Below are 15,636 nucleotides of genomic sequence, written 5' to 3'. Positions count from 1 at the left end.
CTCAGGCGTCGGCGACGGTCCAGCCGCGTTCGGCGAGCGATCTGGTGAGCAGGTCCTCACGCGAGGCGTCCACGGCGATGTGCGCGAGACCGACCGGCTGGCCGATCGTGTGCTCGAGGCGCAGATCCTCGAGGTTCACACCGATCTCGCCCATCTCGGTCAGCAGGCGTCCCAGCTCGCCCGGGCTGTCGGGCACCAGCACCACGACGGTCGCGAAGGCGTCGGTCGCCCCGCCGTGCTTGCCCGGGATACGCCGCACGCCGCGGTTGCCGTCGGCCACCAGATCGGCGAGGGCGCGGCGCGACCCCACCGCGGGATCCGGGGTGCCGGCGAGTGAGTCGAGAGCCTCCAGCACGTCGTCAGCCCGGTCCCTCACCGAGCGCAGGACGGTGCCGACGGCCTCGGCGTTGGCGCCCAGGATCTCGACCCACAGCCGCGGATCCGAATCGGCGATGCGGGTGGTGTCGCGCAGTCCCTGCCCGGCCAGGCCCAGCGCTTCCTCGGTGGGCTCCAGCAGCGTCGAGGCCAGCAGGCTCGCGAGCACCTGCGGCACGTGGGAGACGTGGGCGACCGCGATGTCGTGGGCGCGGGGGTCCATCACCACGGGCACTGCGCCGATCTCGGTGGCCAGGCCCTTGAGGACGGAGACCGCCCCGGCGCGCGTCTGGGCATGGGGGACGACGACGAAGGGGCGGCCGTGGAACAGGTCGCTGCGCGCGGAGATGACGCCCGAGACCTCGCGTCCCGCCATGGGGTGCGCACCGATGTAGCGCGGCAGATCGCCGGGATCGGCCTGGGCGCGCACACCCTCCAGCACCGTGGCCTTGACGCTGGCGACGTCCGTGACCAGGGCCGAGGGCCAGCGACGCAGCGAGTCCGCGATGACCTGTGCGGCGACGTCGGGCGGAGCGGCGACGACGACCAGCGCCGGGTCCTCGTCCCCGGCCGCGGGAAGCGAGCCGACGCCGAGCTCGACGGCGAGAGCAGTGGTACCCGGGGAGATGTCCTCCACCTGGACCGTGGCTCCGGCGCGGCGCAGCGCCAGCCCGAGGGAGCCGCCGATGAGGCCGGTGCCGATGATCCGCACGGGTGAGGCCACCAAGGGGCTCACAGGCCGACCTCCGCCATCAGAGTGCCGAGCTCGCGCCCGGTGAGCTCGCGGGTCGCCCCCGGGCCGAGGTCACCGAGCAGCACGGGGCCGATGCGGGTGCGCACCAGCGCGGTCAGCTCGAAGCCCTGGGAGGCGAACATCCGGCGCACGATCCGGTTGCGCCCCTCGTGCAGCGTGACCTCGACGACGGCCTCCCGGCCGTTCTGGGCGAGCACGCGCGCGCTGTCGGCGCGGGCCGGGCCGTCCTCGAGCTCGATGCCCTCGCGCAGCGCCTTGACCAGTCCGCGAGGCGGCCCGCCGGGTGCCTCGAAGCGGCACACGTAGGTCTTGGAGACCTCGAAGCGGGGATGGGTGAGGCGATGGGCGAGCTCGCCGTCGTTGGTCAGCAGCAGCAGGCCCTCGGTCTCGTAGTCGAGCCGGCCCACGTGGTAGAGCCGCTGGGGGTAGCCCGCGACGAACTCGGTGAGGTCGCGGCGCCCTTCGGGATCGCTCATGGCCGAGACGACCCGGCGCGGCTTGTGCAGCGCCACGGTCACCTTCGCCGTGTCCAGCTGGAGGCGGCGGCCGTCGACGTGGACCACCTGGGTGGCCGGGTCGATGCGCACGCCCTGCTCGCGGACCACCAGGCCGTCGACCATGACGCGGCCCGTGGAGATCAGCGTCTCGCAGGCACGGCGGGACCCGAATCCGGCGTGGGCCAGGACCTTCTGCAGCCGCTCGCCGTCCTCGCGATGCACGTCGGGACTCTCGTCGTCCGCGCGCGGGGCCGGCGGACGCGGGGTGCCCTCGCCGTCGCGCAGGCGCACCTTCTTCGGCGGGGTGAAGGCGCTGCGGCGGCGCTGACGGCGCCCTGGGGAGGCGGCGCCGGCCATCAGGCCGCCGCGCCGCGGGAGATCAGCTCGCGGGCCAGCTGGCGGTACGCGTCCGCGCCCTTCGTCGAGGAGGCGAAGGAGATGATCGGTTCGGCGGCCACGGACGCGTCGGGGAACTTCACGGTGCGATTGATCGTGGTGTGGAGGACCTTGTCGGGGAAGGCCTCGACCACGCGCTGGCACACCTCGCGGGCGTGGAGCGTGCGCGGGTCGAACATCGTGATGAGGATGCCGTCCATCTCGAGCTTGGGGTTGATGCGGTCCTGCACCTTCTCGATGGTCTCCACCAGCAGCGCCACGCCGCGCAGCGCGAAGTACTCGGCCTCGAGCGGGATGATCACGCCATGGCTGGCCGCCAGGGCGTTGACTGTCAGCAGCCCCAGGGAGGGCTGGCAGTCGATGATGATCACGTCGTACTCGTCCGCGACGGGGCGCAGCACGCGGGCCAGGGCCATCTCGCGCGCCACCTCGTTGACCAGGGTGACCTCGGCGGCCGAGAGGTCGATGTTCGCCGGCAGCACGTCGAGGTCCTCGGTGCCGGTGGACTGGATGACGTCATGGACGTCGTGACCGCGCTCCATCAGCAGGTTGTAGACGGTCACGTCGAGCTCGTACGGGTTGACCCCGGTGCCGGCGCTGAGGGCGCCCTGCGGATCGAGGTCGACCAGCAGGACCTTGCGGCCGAGCTCCGCGAGGGCCGCGCCGAGGTTGATGACGCTGGTGGTCTTCCCCACCCCGCCCTTCTGGTTCACCATCGAGATGACCCGGGCCGGTCCGTGACCGTCGAGCGGGGCTGGCTCCGGCAGCTCCGGCATCGGGCGGCCGGTGGGACCGAGATCGATGTCCAGCTGCTGGTCGGAAGTCGAGCTCACGTCGTTGTCCTGTCGTCGGCGTCGTTCTCTGGTGCGGGGCGGCCCGCCGAGGGACCGGCTCGCGACCGGCCATGGCCCGGGCAGAGCCGGCTGTGGGTGCCGGCCCCGAGTGCTGGTGCGCGGGGCGGGACGGTCGTCGTTCTCGTGCGGGGTCCTCGTGCCGGACAAGTCTAAGCCCCCCGTCGCGCCCGGGGGTGGGCACCGGCGTGTGTCTCTCGCAGCGAATCCACTGTGACCTGCGTGTACAGCTGCGTCGTGGTGACCGAGGCATGACCCAGCAGCTCCTGCACGCTGCGCACGTCCGCTCCCCCGTGCAGGAGGTGGGTCGCATAGGAGTGGCGCAGCGTGTGGGGACTGATGGGCTCGGTCAGCTCGCCGAGATCCGCATCGCCGGCCACGCGCTGGATCACCTGCCAGGCGGCCTGTCGGGTCAGCCGGGTCCCCCGCGAGCCGAGGAAGACGGCCGGGGTGCCCGTCCCCCGGCCGGCGAGGACCGGGCGGCCGCGGGTGAGGTAGGCATCCAGCGCGTCCAGGGCGTACCGGCCGACGGGCACCACGCGCTGCTTGTCGCCCTTGCCGCGCAGGATCGCCGCCCGCTGCTCGCGATCGATGTCGTCGAGGTCGAGGCCCGTGGCCTCGGAGATGCGCGCGCCGGTGCCGTAGAGGACCTCGAGCAGTGCCCGGTCGCGCAGGGCCCGTTCGGTGGCGTCACGTCCGGTCCCGGGGCGTCCGGCCGCCTCCAGCAGCGCCTCGACCTGCTCGATGGTCAAGGGGTGAGGGAGCCGTCCGGGCAGGGAGGGGGTGGGGACCAGGCGGGACGGGTCCCCGGTGTTCGAGACGCGCTCGGCGTCGAGGAAGGCATGCAGTCCGCGCACGGCGGCGAGGGAGCGGGCTGCGGAGGACGGTGACAGAGCGGTGCCGCCGTCGGCCCCGGTCCGCAGGGTCTGGAGCCATCCGGCGAGCCGCCCGGGCTCCACGGCGGCGGGATCGATGTCGTCCTGCGCGAGATCGCGGAGGTAGCGTTCCAGGTCGCGCCGGTAGGCGGCGAGGGTGTTCGCGGACAGTCCCCGCTCGATCCGCAGATGGCTCAGGTACTGCTCGAGGATCCGGCGGTCGCCGGGGCGCAGCGTCGGCTCCCCGGTGGGTCGGCGACCGCCGCGCTCGGTCACAGCCGGACGAAGGGATCGATCGCCAGGGCGACGAAGAGCAGGGTCAGGTAGGTGATCGAGCCGTGGAAGACGACCATCGGGCCGAGCTTCCTGCCGGTCAGGCCACGGTGGACCCGGACGGCGTAGCGGATCACGAGGAACGCGAACCAGGCTCCGGCGGCGACGGCGCTGACGCCGTAGACCCATCCGGTATGGCCCAGCGGGATGATCGCCAGGCTCGCGGCGATCATCAGCAGGGTGTGCATGATCATCTGGCGGGCGACGCTCACGCGGGAGGCCACCACCGGCAGCATCGGCACGCCCGCATCGGCGTAGTCCTGGCTGAACTTCTCGGCCAGCGGCCAGTAGTGCGGCGGGGTCCAGAAGAAGATCACCAGGAACAGCAGCACCGCCGTCCAGGACACCGTGCCGGTCACCGCCGACCAGCCGATCAGCACCGGCATGCACCCGGCCACGCCGCCCCAGACGATGTTCTGGCTCGTGCGGCGCTTGAGGATCATCGTGTAGAAGACCACGTAGAGCACGATCGCGACGAGGGCGAGGCCGGCGGAGGCCCAGTTCACCAGCAGGCCCAGCCATACCCCGGACAGCAGCGACAGGGCGATGCCGAAGATCAGGCCGGCGCGCGGGCTGATCTCACCGGTCACCAGCGGCCGGTTCCGGGTTCGCTTCATGCGCGCGTCGATGTCGCGGTCGAGGTACATGTTCAGCGCGTTCGCGCCGCCGGCGGCCAGGTAGCCGCCGATCATGGTCGTCAGGATCAGCCACGCCGAGGGGAACCCGCCCGCGGCCAGGAACATCGTGGGGATGGTGGTGATCAGCAGCAGCTCGATGATGCGGGGCTTGGTCAGCGCCACGTAGGCCCGGATCACGGAACCTGCCGTGCGCTGCGCAGCGGGGTCACCCCCCGTGCCGGCGTCCCGGGTCGAAGCTCCCTGGGTGGCGGTCACCGCCCACCGTCCTTCCTCCTGAGCGCGACGGGACCGTCGCATGAACCCGGCCAGTCTATGTGCTCGCCCGCCGCTGTCGCAGTCACCGGCGGGGTGAGGCAGGGCACCGTCGGCCGCCGCTGCGAGGGATCTTCGCGGCAACCGGCTGGACGAGGTCCATCATCGGTCTCGACCAGCACTAAGGTGGGACGCGTCGCTTCGGGCAGGAACTGACCACGTCGAAGGATGCTTGTCGGGGATGCCTGCCGGAGCCATCGATCCGCGCGGCCGCTGCGGCCGCTACCCGGCGAAAGGAAGCAATCGACGTGACCGATACGTTCAAGGCCCCGGAGGGTTGGACCGACCTGGACAAGCGCGCAGTGGACACCGTGCGCGTCCTCGCCGCCGATGCGGTGGAGAAGGTCGGCAACGGGCACCCCGGCACGGCCATCAGCCTGGCCCCCGCCGCATACCTGCTCTACCAGGACGTCATGCGGCACGATCCGACCGACCCGGACTGGCTCGGTCGCGATCGCTTCGTGCTCTCGGCCGGCCACTCCAGCCTGACCCAGTACATCCAGCTCTACCTCGGCGGCTTCGGGCTCGAGCTGGAGGACATCGAGGGGCTGCGCACCTGGGGCTCCAAGACCCCCGGCCACCCGGAGAACTTCCACACCAAGGGCGTGGAGATCACCACCGGCCCGCTCGGCCAGGGCATCTCCTCCGCCGTCGGCATGGCCATGGCCCAGCGTCGCGAGCGCGGCCTGCTGGACCCCGAGGCCGCGCCGGGCACCAGCCCGTTCGACCACTTCACCTATGTGATCGCCTCCGACGGCGATCTCCAGGAGGGCGTCAGCAGCGAGGCCAGCTCGCTGGCCGGCACCCAGAAGCTGGGCAACCTCATCGTCCTGTGGGACGACAACGAGATCTCCATCGAGGGCGACACCTCGATCGCCTTCACCGAGGACACCACCGCTCGCTACGAGGCCTACGGCTGGGACGTGCGCACCGTGGACTGGACCCAGGGCGGCGAGAGCTACCTCGAGGACGTGGCCGCGCTCAAGGCCGAGATCCTCGAGGCCCAGAAGGTCACCGACAAGCCGACCTTCATCCGGCTGCGCACCGTCATCGGCTGGCCGATCCCGGAGCTCGCCGGCAGCCACAGCGTCCACGGGGCCAAGCTCGGCTCCGACGCCGTCGCCGGGCTGAAGGAAGCCATCGGCTTCGACCCCGAGAAGTCGTTCCAGGTGGACGAGGACGTGCTCGCCCGCACCCGCTCGCTCGCCGAGCGCGCCGCGACGGCCAAGTCCGAGTGGGACGAGGGCTACCAGGCCTGGCGCTCCGCGAACCCCGAGCGGGCGACGCTGCTGGACCGCCTGGTCGCGCGTGAGCTGCCCGAGGGCTTCGCCGAGGCGTTCCCGGCCTTCGAGGCCGACGAGAAGGGCATCGCCACCCGCGCCGCCTCCGGCAAGATCCTCGCCGAGCTGGCCCCGGTCATGCCCGAGCTGTGGGGTGGCAGCGCCGACCTCGCGGGCTCGAACAACACCACCATGAAGGGCGAGCCGTCGTTCCTGCCCGAGGAGTACAGCTCGGAGCAGTTCGCCGGTGACGAGTACGGCCGTACGCTGCACTTCGGCATCCGCGAGCACGGGATGGGCGCGATCCTCTCGGGGATCTCGCTGCACGGCCTCACGCGTCCCTACGGCGGCACCTTCTTCCAGTTCGCCGACTACATGCGCGGCGCCGTGCGCCTCGCCTCGCTGATGAAGGTCCCCGCCACCTACGTGTGGACCCACGACTCGATCGGTCTGGGCGAGGACGGCCCCACGCACCAGCCTGTCGAGCACCTGGCCGCCTACCGGGCGATCCCGAACCTCTCGATCGTGCGTCCGGCGGATGCCAATGAGACCGCGCAGGCCTGGAAGGCTCTGCTCGAGCGGGACAGCGGGCCCGTCGGGCTGATCCTCAGCCGTCAGGCCATGCCGACCTTCGACCGCTCGGAGTACGCGGGCGCCGACGGGCTGGCCAAGGGCGCCTACGTGATGAAGGAGGCCTCCTCCGGCACTCCTCAGGTGATCCTGATCGGCACCGGCTCCGAGGTGCAGTACGCCGCCGAGGCCCAGAAGCAGCTCGAGGCCGAGGGGATCGCCACCCGGCTGGTCTCGATGCCGTCCGTGGAGTGGTTCGACGAACAGGACGAGGAGTACAAGGAGTCCGTCCTGCCCTCGGCGGTCACCGCCCGCGTCAGCGTCGAGGCCGGGATCGCGATGCCCTGGTACCGCTTCCTCGGCGCCCACGGCCGGGCCGTCTCGCTCGAGCACTACGGTGCCTCGGCCGACGCCAAGACGCTGTTCCGCGAGTACGGCTTCACCCCGGAGGCGGTCATCGCCGCCGCCAAGGAGTCCCTCGCGGCCGCCGGCGCCTGACCGGTGCGGGGCGGGGCCCACGGGTCCTGCCCCGCACCCGCCCCTGGCTGGAAGAAATCCGGCCCGACCAGCGTTAGACGACGACAGCAGTTCGACACAGGGCGCGCAGCGTCCGGAAGGATATGCACATGACTCAGAATCCCCGCACCCAGGCCCTGTCCGACGCCGGCGTCTCCATCTGGCTCGACGACCTCTCCCGCCAGCGGATGACCTCCGGCAACCTGCAGGAACTGATCGATACCCGCAACGTGGTGGGCGTCACCACGAACCCCTCGATCTTCCAGGCCGCGATCTCCGGCCGCTCCGAGTACGACGACGACATCGCTCGCCTGGCCGGTGAGGGCAAGGACGTCGACGGCGTCCTCGAGGTCGTCACCACCGACGACGTGCGCAGCGCCTGCGACCTCTTCCAGGGCGTGCACGAGGCCACCGGCGGCGTGGACGGACGCGTCAGCATCGAGGTCGACCCGCGGCTGGCCCACGACACCGACAAGACCATCGAGCAGGCCAAGCGGCTGCGCGACCTGGTCGACCGGGAGAACCTGTTCGTCAAGATCCCCGCGACCGAGGCGGGCCTGCCGGCGATCACCGCCACCATCGCCGAGGGCATCAGCGTCAACGTCACCCTGATCTTCTCCGTGGCCCGCTACCAGGAGGTCATGGAGGCCTACCTCGCCGGCCTGGAGCAGGCCGCCGAGGCGGGCAAGGACCTCTCGAAGATCTACTCCGTCGCCTCGTTCTTCGTCTCCCGCGTCGATGCCGAGATCGACAAGCGCCTCGAGGCGCTCGGGGGCGAGGCCGAGACGCTGCGCGGCTCCGCCGGCGTCGCCAACGCCCAGGCCGCCTTCGGCGAGTACCTCACCGCCTTCGGGCAGGAGCGCTTCGCGGCTCTCAAGGACAAGGGCGCGAACGTGCAGCGCCCGCTCTGGGCCTCGACAGGGGTCAAGAACCCCGACTACCCCGACACGCTCTACGTCGACAACCTCGTCGCCGATCCGTGCGTGAACACCATGCCGGAGAAGACGCTGGAGGCCGTCGCCGAGCACTCCGAGCCCAAGGCCGCGCTGAACGCCGAGACCGCCAAGACGGGTGAGAGCGTCCTGGAGCGCGTCGAGGAGGCCGGGGTCGACCTGGCCGACGTGTTCGCGCTGCTCGAGCGCGAGGGCGTCGAGAAGTTCGAGAAGTCCTGGCAGGAGCTCATCGACACCGTGTCGGCGACCATCGACGACACCCGAGCCTGAGTTCTCCGAGAGCACGGCCGCGCCCGCTGGGGCAGGCCGTGCTCTCGCCGTCCGTGTCCGAGAAAGGACGATCGTGACCGATACCAGCACTCCTCCGGCAGGGGCCGAGACACCGGAGATCGCCAACCCCCTGCGTGACCCCCGCGACCGCCGGCTGCCGCTCATCGCCGGGCCGAGCTCCATGGTGATGTTCGGCGTCACCGGCGACCTCGCCCGCAAGAAGCTCCTGCCTGCCATCTATGACCTCACCCACCGCGGACTGCTGCCGGCCAGCTTCGGCCTGGTCGGGTTCGGGCGCCGCGAATGGTCCGACGAGGACTTCGCCGAGTACGTGCGCAAGAGCGTCTCCGAGCACTCCCGCACCGGCTTCTCGGAGAGCGTCTTCGAGCAGCTCCGCGGCGGGCTGCGCTTCGTGACCGGCACGTTCGACGACTCCGCGGCGTTCGAGCGCCTCACCGAGGTCGTCGGCGAGCTGGACCGCACCCGCGGGACCGGCGGCAACCACGCCTTCTACCTCTCGATCCCGCCGGACGCCTTCCCGAAGGTCTGCGGTCAGCTCGCCGATTCGGGACTGAACACCCCGCGGGACGGCTCCTGGCGCCGCGTGATCATCGAGAAGCCCTTCGGCCACGACCTCGCCTCCGCGCGCGAGCTCAACGACGTGGTCGAGAAGGTGTTCCGCCCGGAGGACGTCTTCCGCATCGACCATTACCTGGGCAAGGAGACCGTCCAGAACATCATGGCGCTGCGCTTCGCCAACCAGCTCTATGAGCCGGTGTGGAACGCGAGCTATGTCGACCACGTCCAGATCACGATGGCCGAGGACATCGGCATCGGGTCCCGGGCCGGGTACTACGACGGCATCGGCACCGCGCGGGACGTCATCCAGAACCACCTGCTGCAGCTGCTCGCGCTGACGGCGATGGAGGAGCCGGTCTCCTTCCGTGCCTCCGACCTGCGGGCGGAGAAGGAAAAGGTGCTCGCCGCGATCGAGCTGCCCGAGGATCTCGCCGCGCACACCGCCCGCGGGCAGTACGTGGGCGGCTGGCAGGGCGGCGAGGAGGTGCGCCCCTACCGCGAGGAGGAGGGCATCCCCGCGGATTCGACCACGGAGACCTTCGCCGCGATGAGGCTCGACATCGCCACGCGGCGCTGGGCGGGCGTGCCGTTCTACCTGCGCGCCGGCAAGCGGCTGGGCCGGCGGGTCACGGAGATCGCGGTCGTGTTCAAGCGCGCGCCGTTCCTCCCGTTCCGCTCCACCGATACCGCGAACCTCGGCCAGAATGCGATCGTCATCCGCGTCCAGCCGGACGAGGGCGTGACCATGCGCTTCGGCTCCAAGGTCCCCGGCACCCAGATGGAGGTGCGGGACGTGACGATGGACTTCGCCTACGGCATGAACTTCACGGAGGAGTCCCCGGAGGCCTACGAGCGGCTGATCCTGGATCTCCTGCTGGGCGATCCGCCGCTGTTCCCCCGGCAGAAGGAGGTCGAGCTCTCCTGGCGGATCCTCGATCCCATCACCGAGTTCTGGTCGGAGAACCTCGAGCCGGCGCCCTACCGCCCCGGCACCTGGGGGCCCGACACCGCCCACGAGATGCTCGCCCGTGACGGACGTACCTGGAGGCGACCGTGATCACCACCCTGACAGACACCACCGCCTCGGCCATCGACAAGAAGATGATCGAGATGCGGGAGACCTTCGGCGCGAACACCATCGGCCGGGTGCTCACGCTGATCATCATCTCCACCGGAGATGTCGAGGATCCTCTCGAGGCGGCCGTGCGCGCCAGTCACGAGCACCCCGCCCGGGTCCTCGTTCTCGACGTCGACCCGGAGGCCGAGGCCTCGGGACTGGACGCGGAGATCCGCGTGGGCCGTGACGCCGGCGCCGGCGAGATCGTGATCCTCCGCGCCCGCGGGGACATCATGTACTCGCTGGACACGCTGGTGATGGCGCTGCTGCTGCCGGACGCCCCGATCGTCACCTGGTGGCCGGAGAGCGCCCCGTCCTCCCCCGTCCACGACGTGCTGGGCTCCATGTCGCAGCGCCGGATCACCGACGCCGCGGCCTGCTCCAGCCCGCTGGCCACCCTCAAGCGTCTGCGCCGTGGCTACGCCAGCGGGGACTCCGACCTCTCGTGGTCGAGGCTGACCCGGTGGCGCGGGCTCGTCGCCAGCGCCTACGAGGTGCCCCCGATCTCGACCCCGAAGCTGGTGGAGGTCTCCGGCAGCGCCGAGGACCCCTCGGTGGTGCTGATGGCCGCCTGGCTCGAGCACACCCTCGGCGTCGATGTCCGCACGGTCGAGCCGGCCGGTGAGGTCTCGGAGGGCCCCTCCGTGCGGGGCGTGCGTCTGCACCGCGAGGACGGCACGATCGAGCTCGTCCGCACCAGCGACGACTCGATCGTGATGAACCTCCCGGGCGATCAGAGCGGCCAGCATGTGACGATGCCCCGCCGCACGCTCAGCGAGCTGCTGTCCGAGGAGCTGCGCCGGCTGAATCCCGACGAGGTCTACGGCGAGGTCCTCGCCAGCGCCTTCAGCGGGATCGACGATTTCGGCACCTACGCGCGGGGAAAGCCGGAGGCCACCGACCGGGTCCTCGAGGACGCCTCCACGGTCGCGACCGCGGCCGCGGAAGCCGTCGCCTCACAGCTCGCGGACGCCCTCGCCCAGCGCCAGGCGGCGCATCTGGTGGTCACCGGCGGTTCGGTCGGCACGAAGACCGCCGCGGCCCTGCCGGGGGCGCTGTCCTCGGCCGGGGCGGACGTCTCCCGCCTGCATATCTGGTGGGGCGACGAGCGCTTCGTGGACACCGACTCGAGCGACCGCAACGAGGTCGCCGTGCGCTCCTCGTTCCTGGAGCCTCTCCAGGAGGCCGGGCTGCCGGCACGCAACATCCACGTCATGCCCTCCCCCGCCGACGGCATGTCGCTGGACGAGGCCGCCGCGTGGTACGGGCAGCAGCTCGACCAGGCCGGTGGCGACGAGCCGTTCCGCACCCGAGGCCGCGCGTTCTTCGACGTGCTGCTGCTGGGCGTCGGGCCCGACGGTCACGTCGCCTCGCTGTTCCCCGAGCACCCTGACCAGCGGCAGGCAGGAGCCAGTGCGGTCGCGGTGAAGAACTCGCCCAAGCCGCCGCCGGAGCGGATCTCCCTGCCCTGGCCCGTGCTGAACTCCTCGCGTCACGTGGCCTTCCTGGTCGCCGGCGGGGACAAGGCCGAGGCGGTCGCGAGGGCCCACGGCGAGATCGATCCGTGGCCCGTCCCGGCCTCTGCGGTGCGGGGCCTCGAGTCCACCACCTGGTTCCTGGACAGCGCCGCCGCCGAGAAGCTCTGAGCCCCCCTGCTCCCGGAGGGCCGGTCACCACCATGGTGACCGGCCCTCTCTGCAATCTCGGACCCACGGCCCCTCCACGAGGCCGGACGCACGCGACGAGCAAGAGGGCCGATCACCGTAGCGGTGACCGGCCCTCTCGGAGAGTTCAGGAATGTGCGCGCAGCACGTTCAGAGCATGCGTTCCAGGATGCCGAGGGCGACGCAGCACAGGCCCCACACCACCGCGACGGTGACGGTGAGCCGGTTCAGGTTGCGCTCGGCGACACCGGAGGCGCTGGCCGAGGACGACACACCGCCGCCGAACATGTCGGAGAGGCCGCCGCCGCGCCCCTTGTGCAGGAGGACGAGCATGATGGCCAGCAGACTGGTGACGGCCAGCAGGATCTGAAGGATGAGCTTCAGCAGGGGCAGATCCACGAGGGGCGATACCTTCCACGGAGACAGGAGGACCGATCCAGCATACGGCACGGGCCGGGCCTCTCGAAGGCCCGGCCCGCGTGGTGCCAGTCTCGCTCGCTCAGACTCCGGCGTTGTAGCCGGCGATCTTGGCGAACTCCTCGGCCTTGAGCGAGGCGCCGCCGACGAGAGCGCCGTCGACGTCCTCCTTGCCCATCAGCTCGACGACGTTGGAGGACTTGACGCTGCCGCCGTACAGCACGCGGACGGCCTCGGCGACCTCGTCGCCCTGCAGGCGGCGCAGCGCCTCGCGGATCGCGGCGCACACCTCCTGCGCGTCGTCCGGGGTGGCGACCTCGCCGGTGCCGATGGCCCACACGGGCTCGTAGGCGATGACGATCTGCCGGGCCTGGTCGGCGGTCAGGCCGTCGATGCCGCCCTCGACCTGGGCGAGGGTGTACTCGACGTGCTTGCCGGCCTGGCGCTCCTCGAGCGGCTCGCCGACGCACAGGATCGGGGTCAGTCCGGCGGCGAAGGCGGCCTTCACCTTGGCATTGGTGACCTTCTCGTCCTCACCGTGGTGCTGGCGGCGCTCGGAGTGGCCGACGGCCACGTAGCTGCAGCCCAGTGCCTTCAGCATGGGCCCGGAGACCTCGCCGGTGTAGGCACCGGACTCGTGCTCGGAGAGGTCCTGTGCGCCGTAGGCGAGGGGGAGCTTCCCGGCGTCGACCGCGGTCTGGACGGTGCGGATGTCGACGAAGGGCGGCAGCACGACGGTCTCGACCGCGTCGGTGTCGATGCCCTTGAGCTGATCACCGAGGTCCTCGACCAGGGCCAGCGCCTGCTTCCAGTCCAGGTTCATCTTCCAGTTGCCCGCCATCAGCGGGGTACGGGTGCTCACTTGGTGCCCTCCTCGAGGATCGAGATTCCCGGCAGTTCCTGGCCCTCGATGAGTTCGAGGCTCGCGCCGCCGCCGGTGGAGATGTGCGAGAAACGGGATTCGTCGAATCCGAGATTGCGGACCGCGGAGGCGGAGTCTCCCCCACCGACCACGGTGTATCCCTCGGCGGTCGCGAGATGCTCGGCGACGGCCTTGGTACCGGCCGCGAACGCCTCGAACTCGAACACACCCATGGGGCCGTTCCAGAACACGGTCGCCGCGTCGGAGATCTTCTGTCCGAACAGCTTCGCCGTCTCCGGGCCGATGTCCATGCCCTCCTGGTCCGAGGGGATCTGGTCGACCGGCACCACGGTCGCGGGGGCATCGGCCGAGAACTCGGGGGCCACCACCGTGTCGACGGGCAGGACGAGCTCCACGCCCTGGTCCTCGGCGCGCCGCATGTACTCGCGCACCACGTCGAGCTTGCTCTCGTCCAGCAGCGACTGGCCCACCTCGAGACCCTTGGCCTTCTGGAAGGTGTAGGCCATGCCGCCGCCGATCAGGATGCGGTCGGCCTTGCCGAGCAGGGTGTCGATGACACCGAGCTTGTCGGCGACCTTCGCCCCGCCGAGCACGACGACGAAGGGGCGCTCGGGGTCGTCGGTCACCTTGCGCAGGGATTCGACCTCCCCGAGAACGAGCTGGCCCGCGGCCGAGGGCAGCAGGGTCGCCAGCTCGTAGACGGAGGCCTGCTTGCGGTGGACGACGCCGAACCCGTCGGAGACGAACGCGTCGCCGAGAGAGGCCAGGGCCTGCGCGAAGACGTGGCGCTCGCCATCGGCCTTCGCGGTCTCGCCCGGGTTGAAGCGCAGGTTCTCCAGCACGGCGACCTGGCCGTCCTGCAGGCCGCCGACGACCTCACGTGCGGAATCGCCGATGGTGTCGGTGGCGAAGGCGACGTCCTGGCCGATCAGCTCGCCGAGGCGGCCGACGACGGGCTTCAGGGAGTACTTGTCCTCCGGCTCGCCCTTGGGGCGGCCGAGGTGGGAGATGACCACGACGCGCGCGCCGGCCTCGCTGAGCCGGGTCAGGGTGGGCAGCGCGGCGCGGATGCGGCCGTCGTCGGTGATGGTGGTGCCGTCCAGCGGGACGTTGAGGTCTGCTCGCACGAGCACGCGCTTGCCGCGCAGCTCTCCGAGCGAGTCGATGGTCTTCAGCACTGTGGTGGTTCCTTCTGTTCGTGGCCGTGGCGGCGCGAGCGGGACGAGCGGAGCCCGCCGGACACCGACCCCTCGGGGTGGTGACCGGCGGGCTCCGGGGCGGGTCCTTGGTCGTCCGGGGACGACGGGTGGATCAGAGGGACTTGCCCACGAGCTGCGAGAGCTCGACGAGGCGGTTCGAGAAGCCCCACTCGTTGTCGTACCAGGTGAAGACCTTCACCTGGTTGCCGATGACCTTGGTCAGCTGCGCGTCGAAGATCGAGGAGTGCGGGTCACCCTCGATGTCCTTGGAGACGATCGGGTCCTCGGTGTAGCGCAGGACGCCCTTGAGGGGACCCTCGGCAGCCTTCTTCACCGCGGCGTTGACCTCCTCGGCGGTGATCTCGCGGGACGCCTCGAAGGTGAGGTCCGTGATCGAGCCGGTGGGGACCGGCACACGCAGCGAGTAGCCGTCGAGCTTGCCCTTGAGCTCCGGGAGCACCAGCGCCACGGCCTTGGCCGCACCGGTGGTGGTCGGGACGATGTTCAGGGCGGCGGCCCGCGCACGGCGCGGATCCTTGTGGGGGCCGTCCTGCAGCACCTGGTCGGAGGTGTAGGCGTGGATCGTGGTCATCAGGCCCTTGACGATCCCGAACTCGTCGTTCAGCACCTTGGCCACGGGAGCGAGGCTGTTGGTGGTGCAGGACGCGTTGGAGACGATGTGCTGGGTCTCGGGGTCGTAGTCACCCTCGTTCACACCGATGACGAAGGTCGCGTCCTCGTTCTTCGCCGGAGCGGAGATGATGACCTTCTTGGCGCCGGCCTCGATGTGGGCCTTGGCCTTCTCGGCGTCGGTGAAGATGCCCGTGGATTCGATGACGACGTCGGCGCCGATCTCTCCCCACGGGATGTTCTTGGGATCGCGCTCGGCGAAGGCGCGGAAGGTGTTCTCGCCGACGGTGATGGAGTTCTCGTCGTGGGAGACCTCGTAGGGCAGGACGCCACCGATCGAGTCGTACTTGATGAGGTTGGCGAGCGTGGCGTTGTCCGTCAGGTCGTTGACGCCGACGATCTGGATGTCTGCCTTCTGCTCGAGCGCGGCGCGCAGGTAATTGCGCCCGATACGACCGAACCCGTTGATTCCGACCTTAATGGTCACGGTTCCTCCTAGATTCACAGGGGATCTGCGAAATATGGAC

General features: G+C 70.6%; 13 protein-coding genes. 4 read left to right on the top strand and 9 right to left on the bottom strand.

Translation table 11 applies throughout. From position 1 onward, the window contains the following. Nucleotide 1: 1 nt before the first annotated feature. From ACFQS2_RS12020 to ACFQS2_RS12000, 5 genes are all read right to left on the bottom strand, one after another. Nucleotides 2-1,111 (bottom strand): prephenate dehydrogenase, encoded by a 1,110-nt coding sequence (locus ACFQS2_RS12020; RefSeq protein ID WP_377793893.1) that lies wholly within the window; start codon nucleotides 1,109-1,111, stop codon nucleotides 2-4. After that, nucleotides 1,108-1,983: a pseudouridine synthase gene (locus tag ACFQS2_RS12015; RefSeq protein ID WP_377017154.1), complete on the bottom strand. Its 876-nt coding sequence runs from the start codon at nucleotides 1,981-1,983 to the stop codon at nucleotides 1,108-1,110. Before ACFQS2_RS12015 ends, ACFQS2_RS12020 begins: the two co-directional genes overlap by 4 nt. Next, nucleotides 1,983-2,855, bottom strand: a complete 873-nt coding sequence (locus ACFQS2_RS12010) for a ParA family protein (RefSeq protein ID WP_377017156.1) — start codon at nucleotides 2,853-2,855, stop codon at nucleotides 1,983-1,985. The genes ACFQS2_RS12015 and ACFQS2_RS12010 overlap by 1 nt, the downstream gene beginning before the upstream one ends. Nucleotides 2,856-3,025: 170 nt before the next feature. Continuing rightward, nucleotides 3,026-4,024: a site-specific tyrosine recombinase XerD gene (locus ACFQS2_RS12005; RefSeq protein ID WP_377793892.1), complete on the bottom strand. Its 999-nt coding sequence runs from the start codon at nucleotides 4,022-4,024 to the stop codon at nucleotides 3,026-3,028. Beyond that, nucleotides 4,021-4,974 carry a heme o synthase gene (locus ACFQS2_RS12000; protein WP_377017160.1) on the bottom strand — a complete coding sequence of 318 codons (954 nt, stop codon included), beginning with the start codon at nucleotides 4,972-4,974 and terminating at the stop codon, nucleotides 4,021-4,023. The genes ACFQS2_RS12005 and ACFQS2_RS12000 overlap by 4 nt, the downstream gene beginning before the upstream one ends. A 305-nt stretch (nucleotides 4,975-5,279) precedes the next feature. Between ACFQS2_RS12000 and tkt the strand changes: the two genes are divergently transcribed. The 4 genes from tkt to pgl all read left to right on the top strand — a co-directional run bounded on the left by tkt (nucleotide 5,280) and on the right by pgl (nucleotide 11,962). After that, entirely contained in the window at nucleotides 5,280-7,379 is a 2,100-nt protein-coding gene (tkt, locus tag ACFQS2_RS11995; RefSeq protein WP_377793891.1) for a transketolase, read from the top strand. 128 nt (nucleotides 7,380-7,507) lie between these two features. Further along, the gene (tal, locus tag ACFQS2_RS11990; RefSeq protein ID WP_377017164.1) at nucleotides 7,508-8,620 is read left to right on the top strand and encodes a transaldolase; all 1,113 of its coding nucleotides are present in this window, start codon (nucleotides 7,508-7,510) and stop codon (nucleotides 8,618-8,620) included. 73 nt (nucleotides 8,621-8,693) lie between these two features. Then, the gene (gene zwf, locus ACFQS2_RS11985) at nucleotides 8,694-10,256 is read left to right on the top strand and encodes a glucose-6-phosphate dehydrogenase (protein ID WP_377793890.1); all 1,563 of its coding nucleotides are present in this window, start codon (nucleotides 8,694-8,696) and stop codon (nucleotides 10,254-10,256) included. Beyond that, complete coding sequence (gene pgl / locus ACFQS2_RS11980) at nucleotides 10,253-11,962, top strand: 6-phosphogluconolactonase (protein ID WP_377793889.1); 1,710 nt, start codon at nucleotides 10,253-10,255, stop codon at nucleotides 11,960-11,962. Before zwf ends, pgl begins: the two co-directional genes overlap by 4 nt. A 168-nt stretch (nucleotides 11,963-12,130) precedes the next feature. Here the strand turns inward: pgl and secG are convergent, their stop codons facing one another. From secG to gap, 4 genes are all read right to left on the bottom strand, one after another. After that, on the bottom strand, nucleotides 12,131-12,373 hold the full coding sequence (secG, locus tag ACFQS2_RS11975; RefSeq protein WP_377017282.1) for a preprotein translocase subunit SecG: 243 nt from the start codon (nucleotides 12,371-12,373) through the stop codon (nucleotides 12,131-12,133). Nucleotides 12,374-12,479: 106 nt separating this feature from the next. Continuing rightward, nucleotides 12,480-13,259, bottom strand: coding sequence for a triose-phosphate isomerase (gene tpiA, locus ACFQS2_RS11970; protein WP_377017170.1), 780 nt, complete (start codon nucleotides 13,257-13,259; stop codon nucleotides 12,480-12,482). Beyond that, on the bottom strand, nucleotides 13,256-14,458 hold the full coding sequence (locus ACFQS2_RS11965; RefSeq protein WP_377017172.1) for a phosphoglycerate kinase: 1,203 nt from the start codon (nucleotides 14,456-14,458) through the stop codon (nucleotides 13,256-13,258). The genes tpiA and ACFQS2_RS11965 overlap by 4 nt, the downstream gene beginning before the upstream one ends. A 133-nt stretch (nucleotides 14,459-14,591) precedes the next feature. Then, nucleotides 14,592-15,596 carry a type I glyceraldehyde-3-phosphate dehydrogenase gene (gap, locus tag ACFQS2_RS11960; protein ID WP_377017174.1) on the bottom strand — a complete coding sequence of 335 codons (1,005 nt, stop codon included), beginning with the start codon at nucleotides 15,594-15,596 and terminating at the stop codon, nucleotides 14,592-14,594. Nucleotides 15,597-15,636: the final 40 nt, after the last annotated feature.

The organism is Brachybacterium sp. GCM10030267 (assembly GCF_042666875.1).
Taxonomy (GTDB): domain Bacteria; phylum Actinomycetota; class Actinomycetes; order Actinomycetales; family Dermabacteraceae; genus Brachybacterium.
This window is presented reverse-complemented; position numbering and strand designations above follow the sequence as displayed.

Excerpts from the sequence above, each read along its gene's own strand:
- ACFQS2_RS12015 (WP_377017154.1), bottom strand. The coding sequence starts at position 1,983 with ATGGCCGGCGCCGCCTCCCCAGGGCGCCGTCAGCGCCGCCGCAGCGCC.
- tal (WP_377017164.1), top strand. The coding sequence starts at position 7,508 with ATGACTCAGAATCCCCGCACCCAGGCCCTGTCCGACGCCGGCGTCTCC.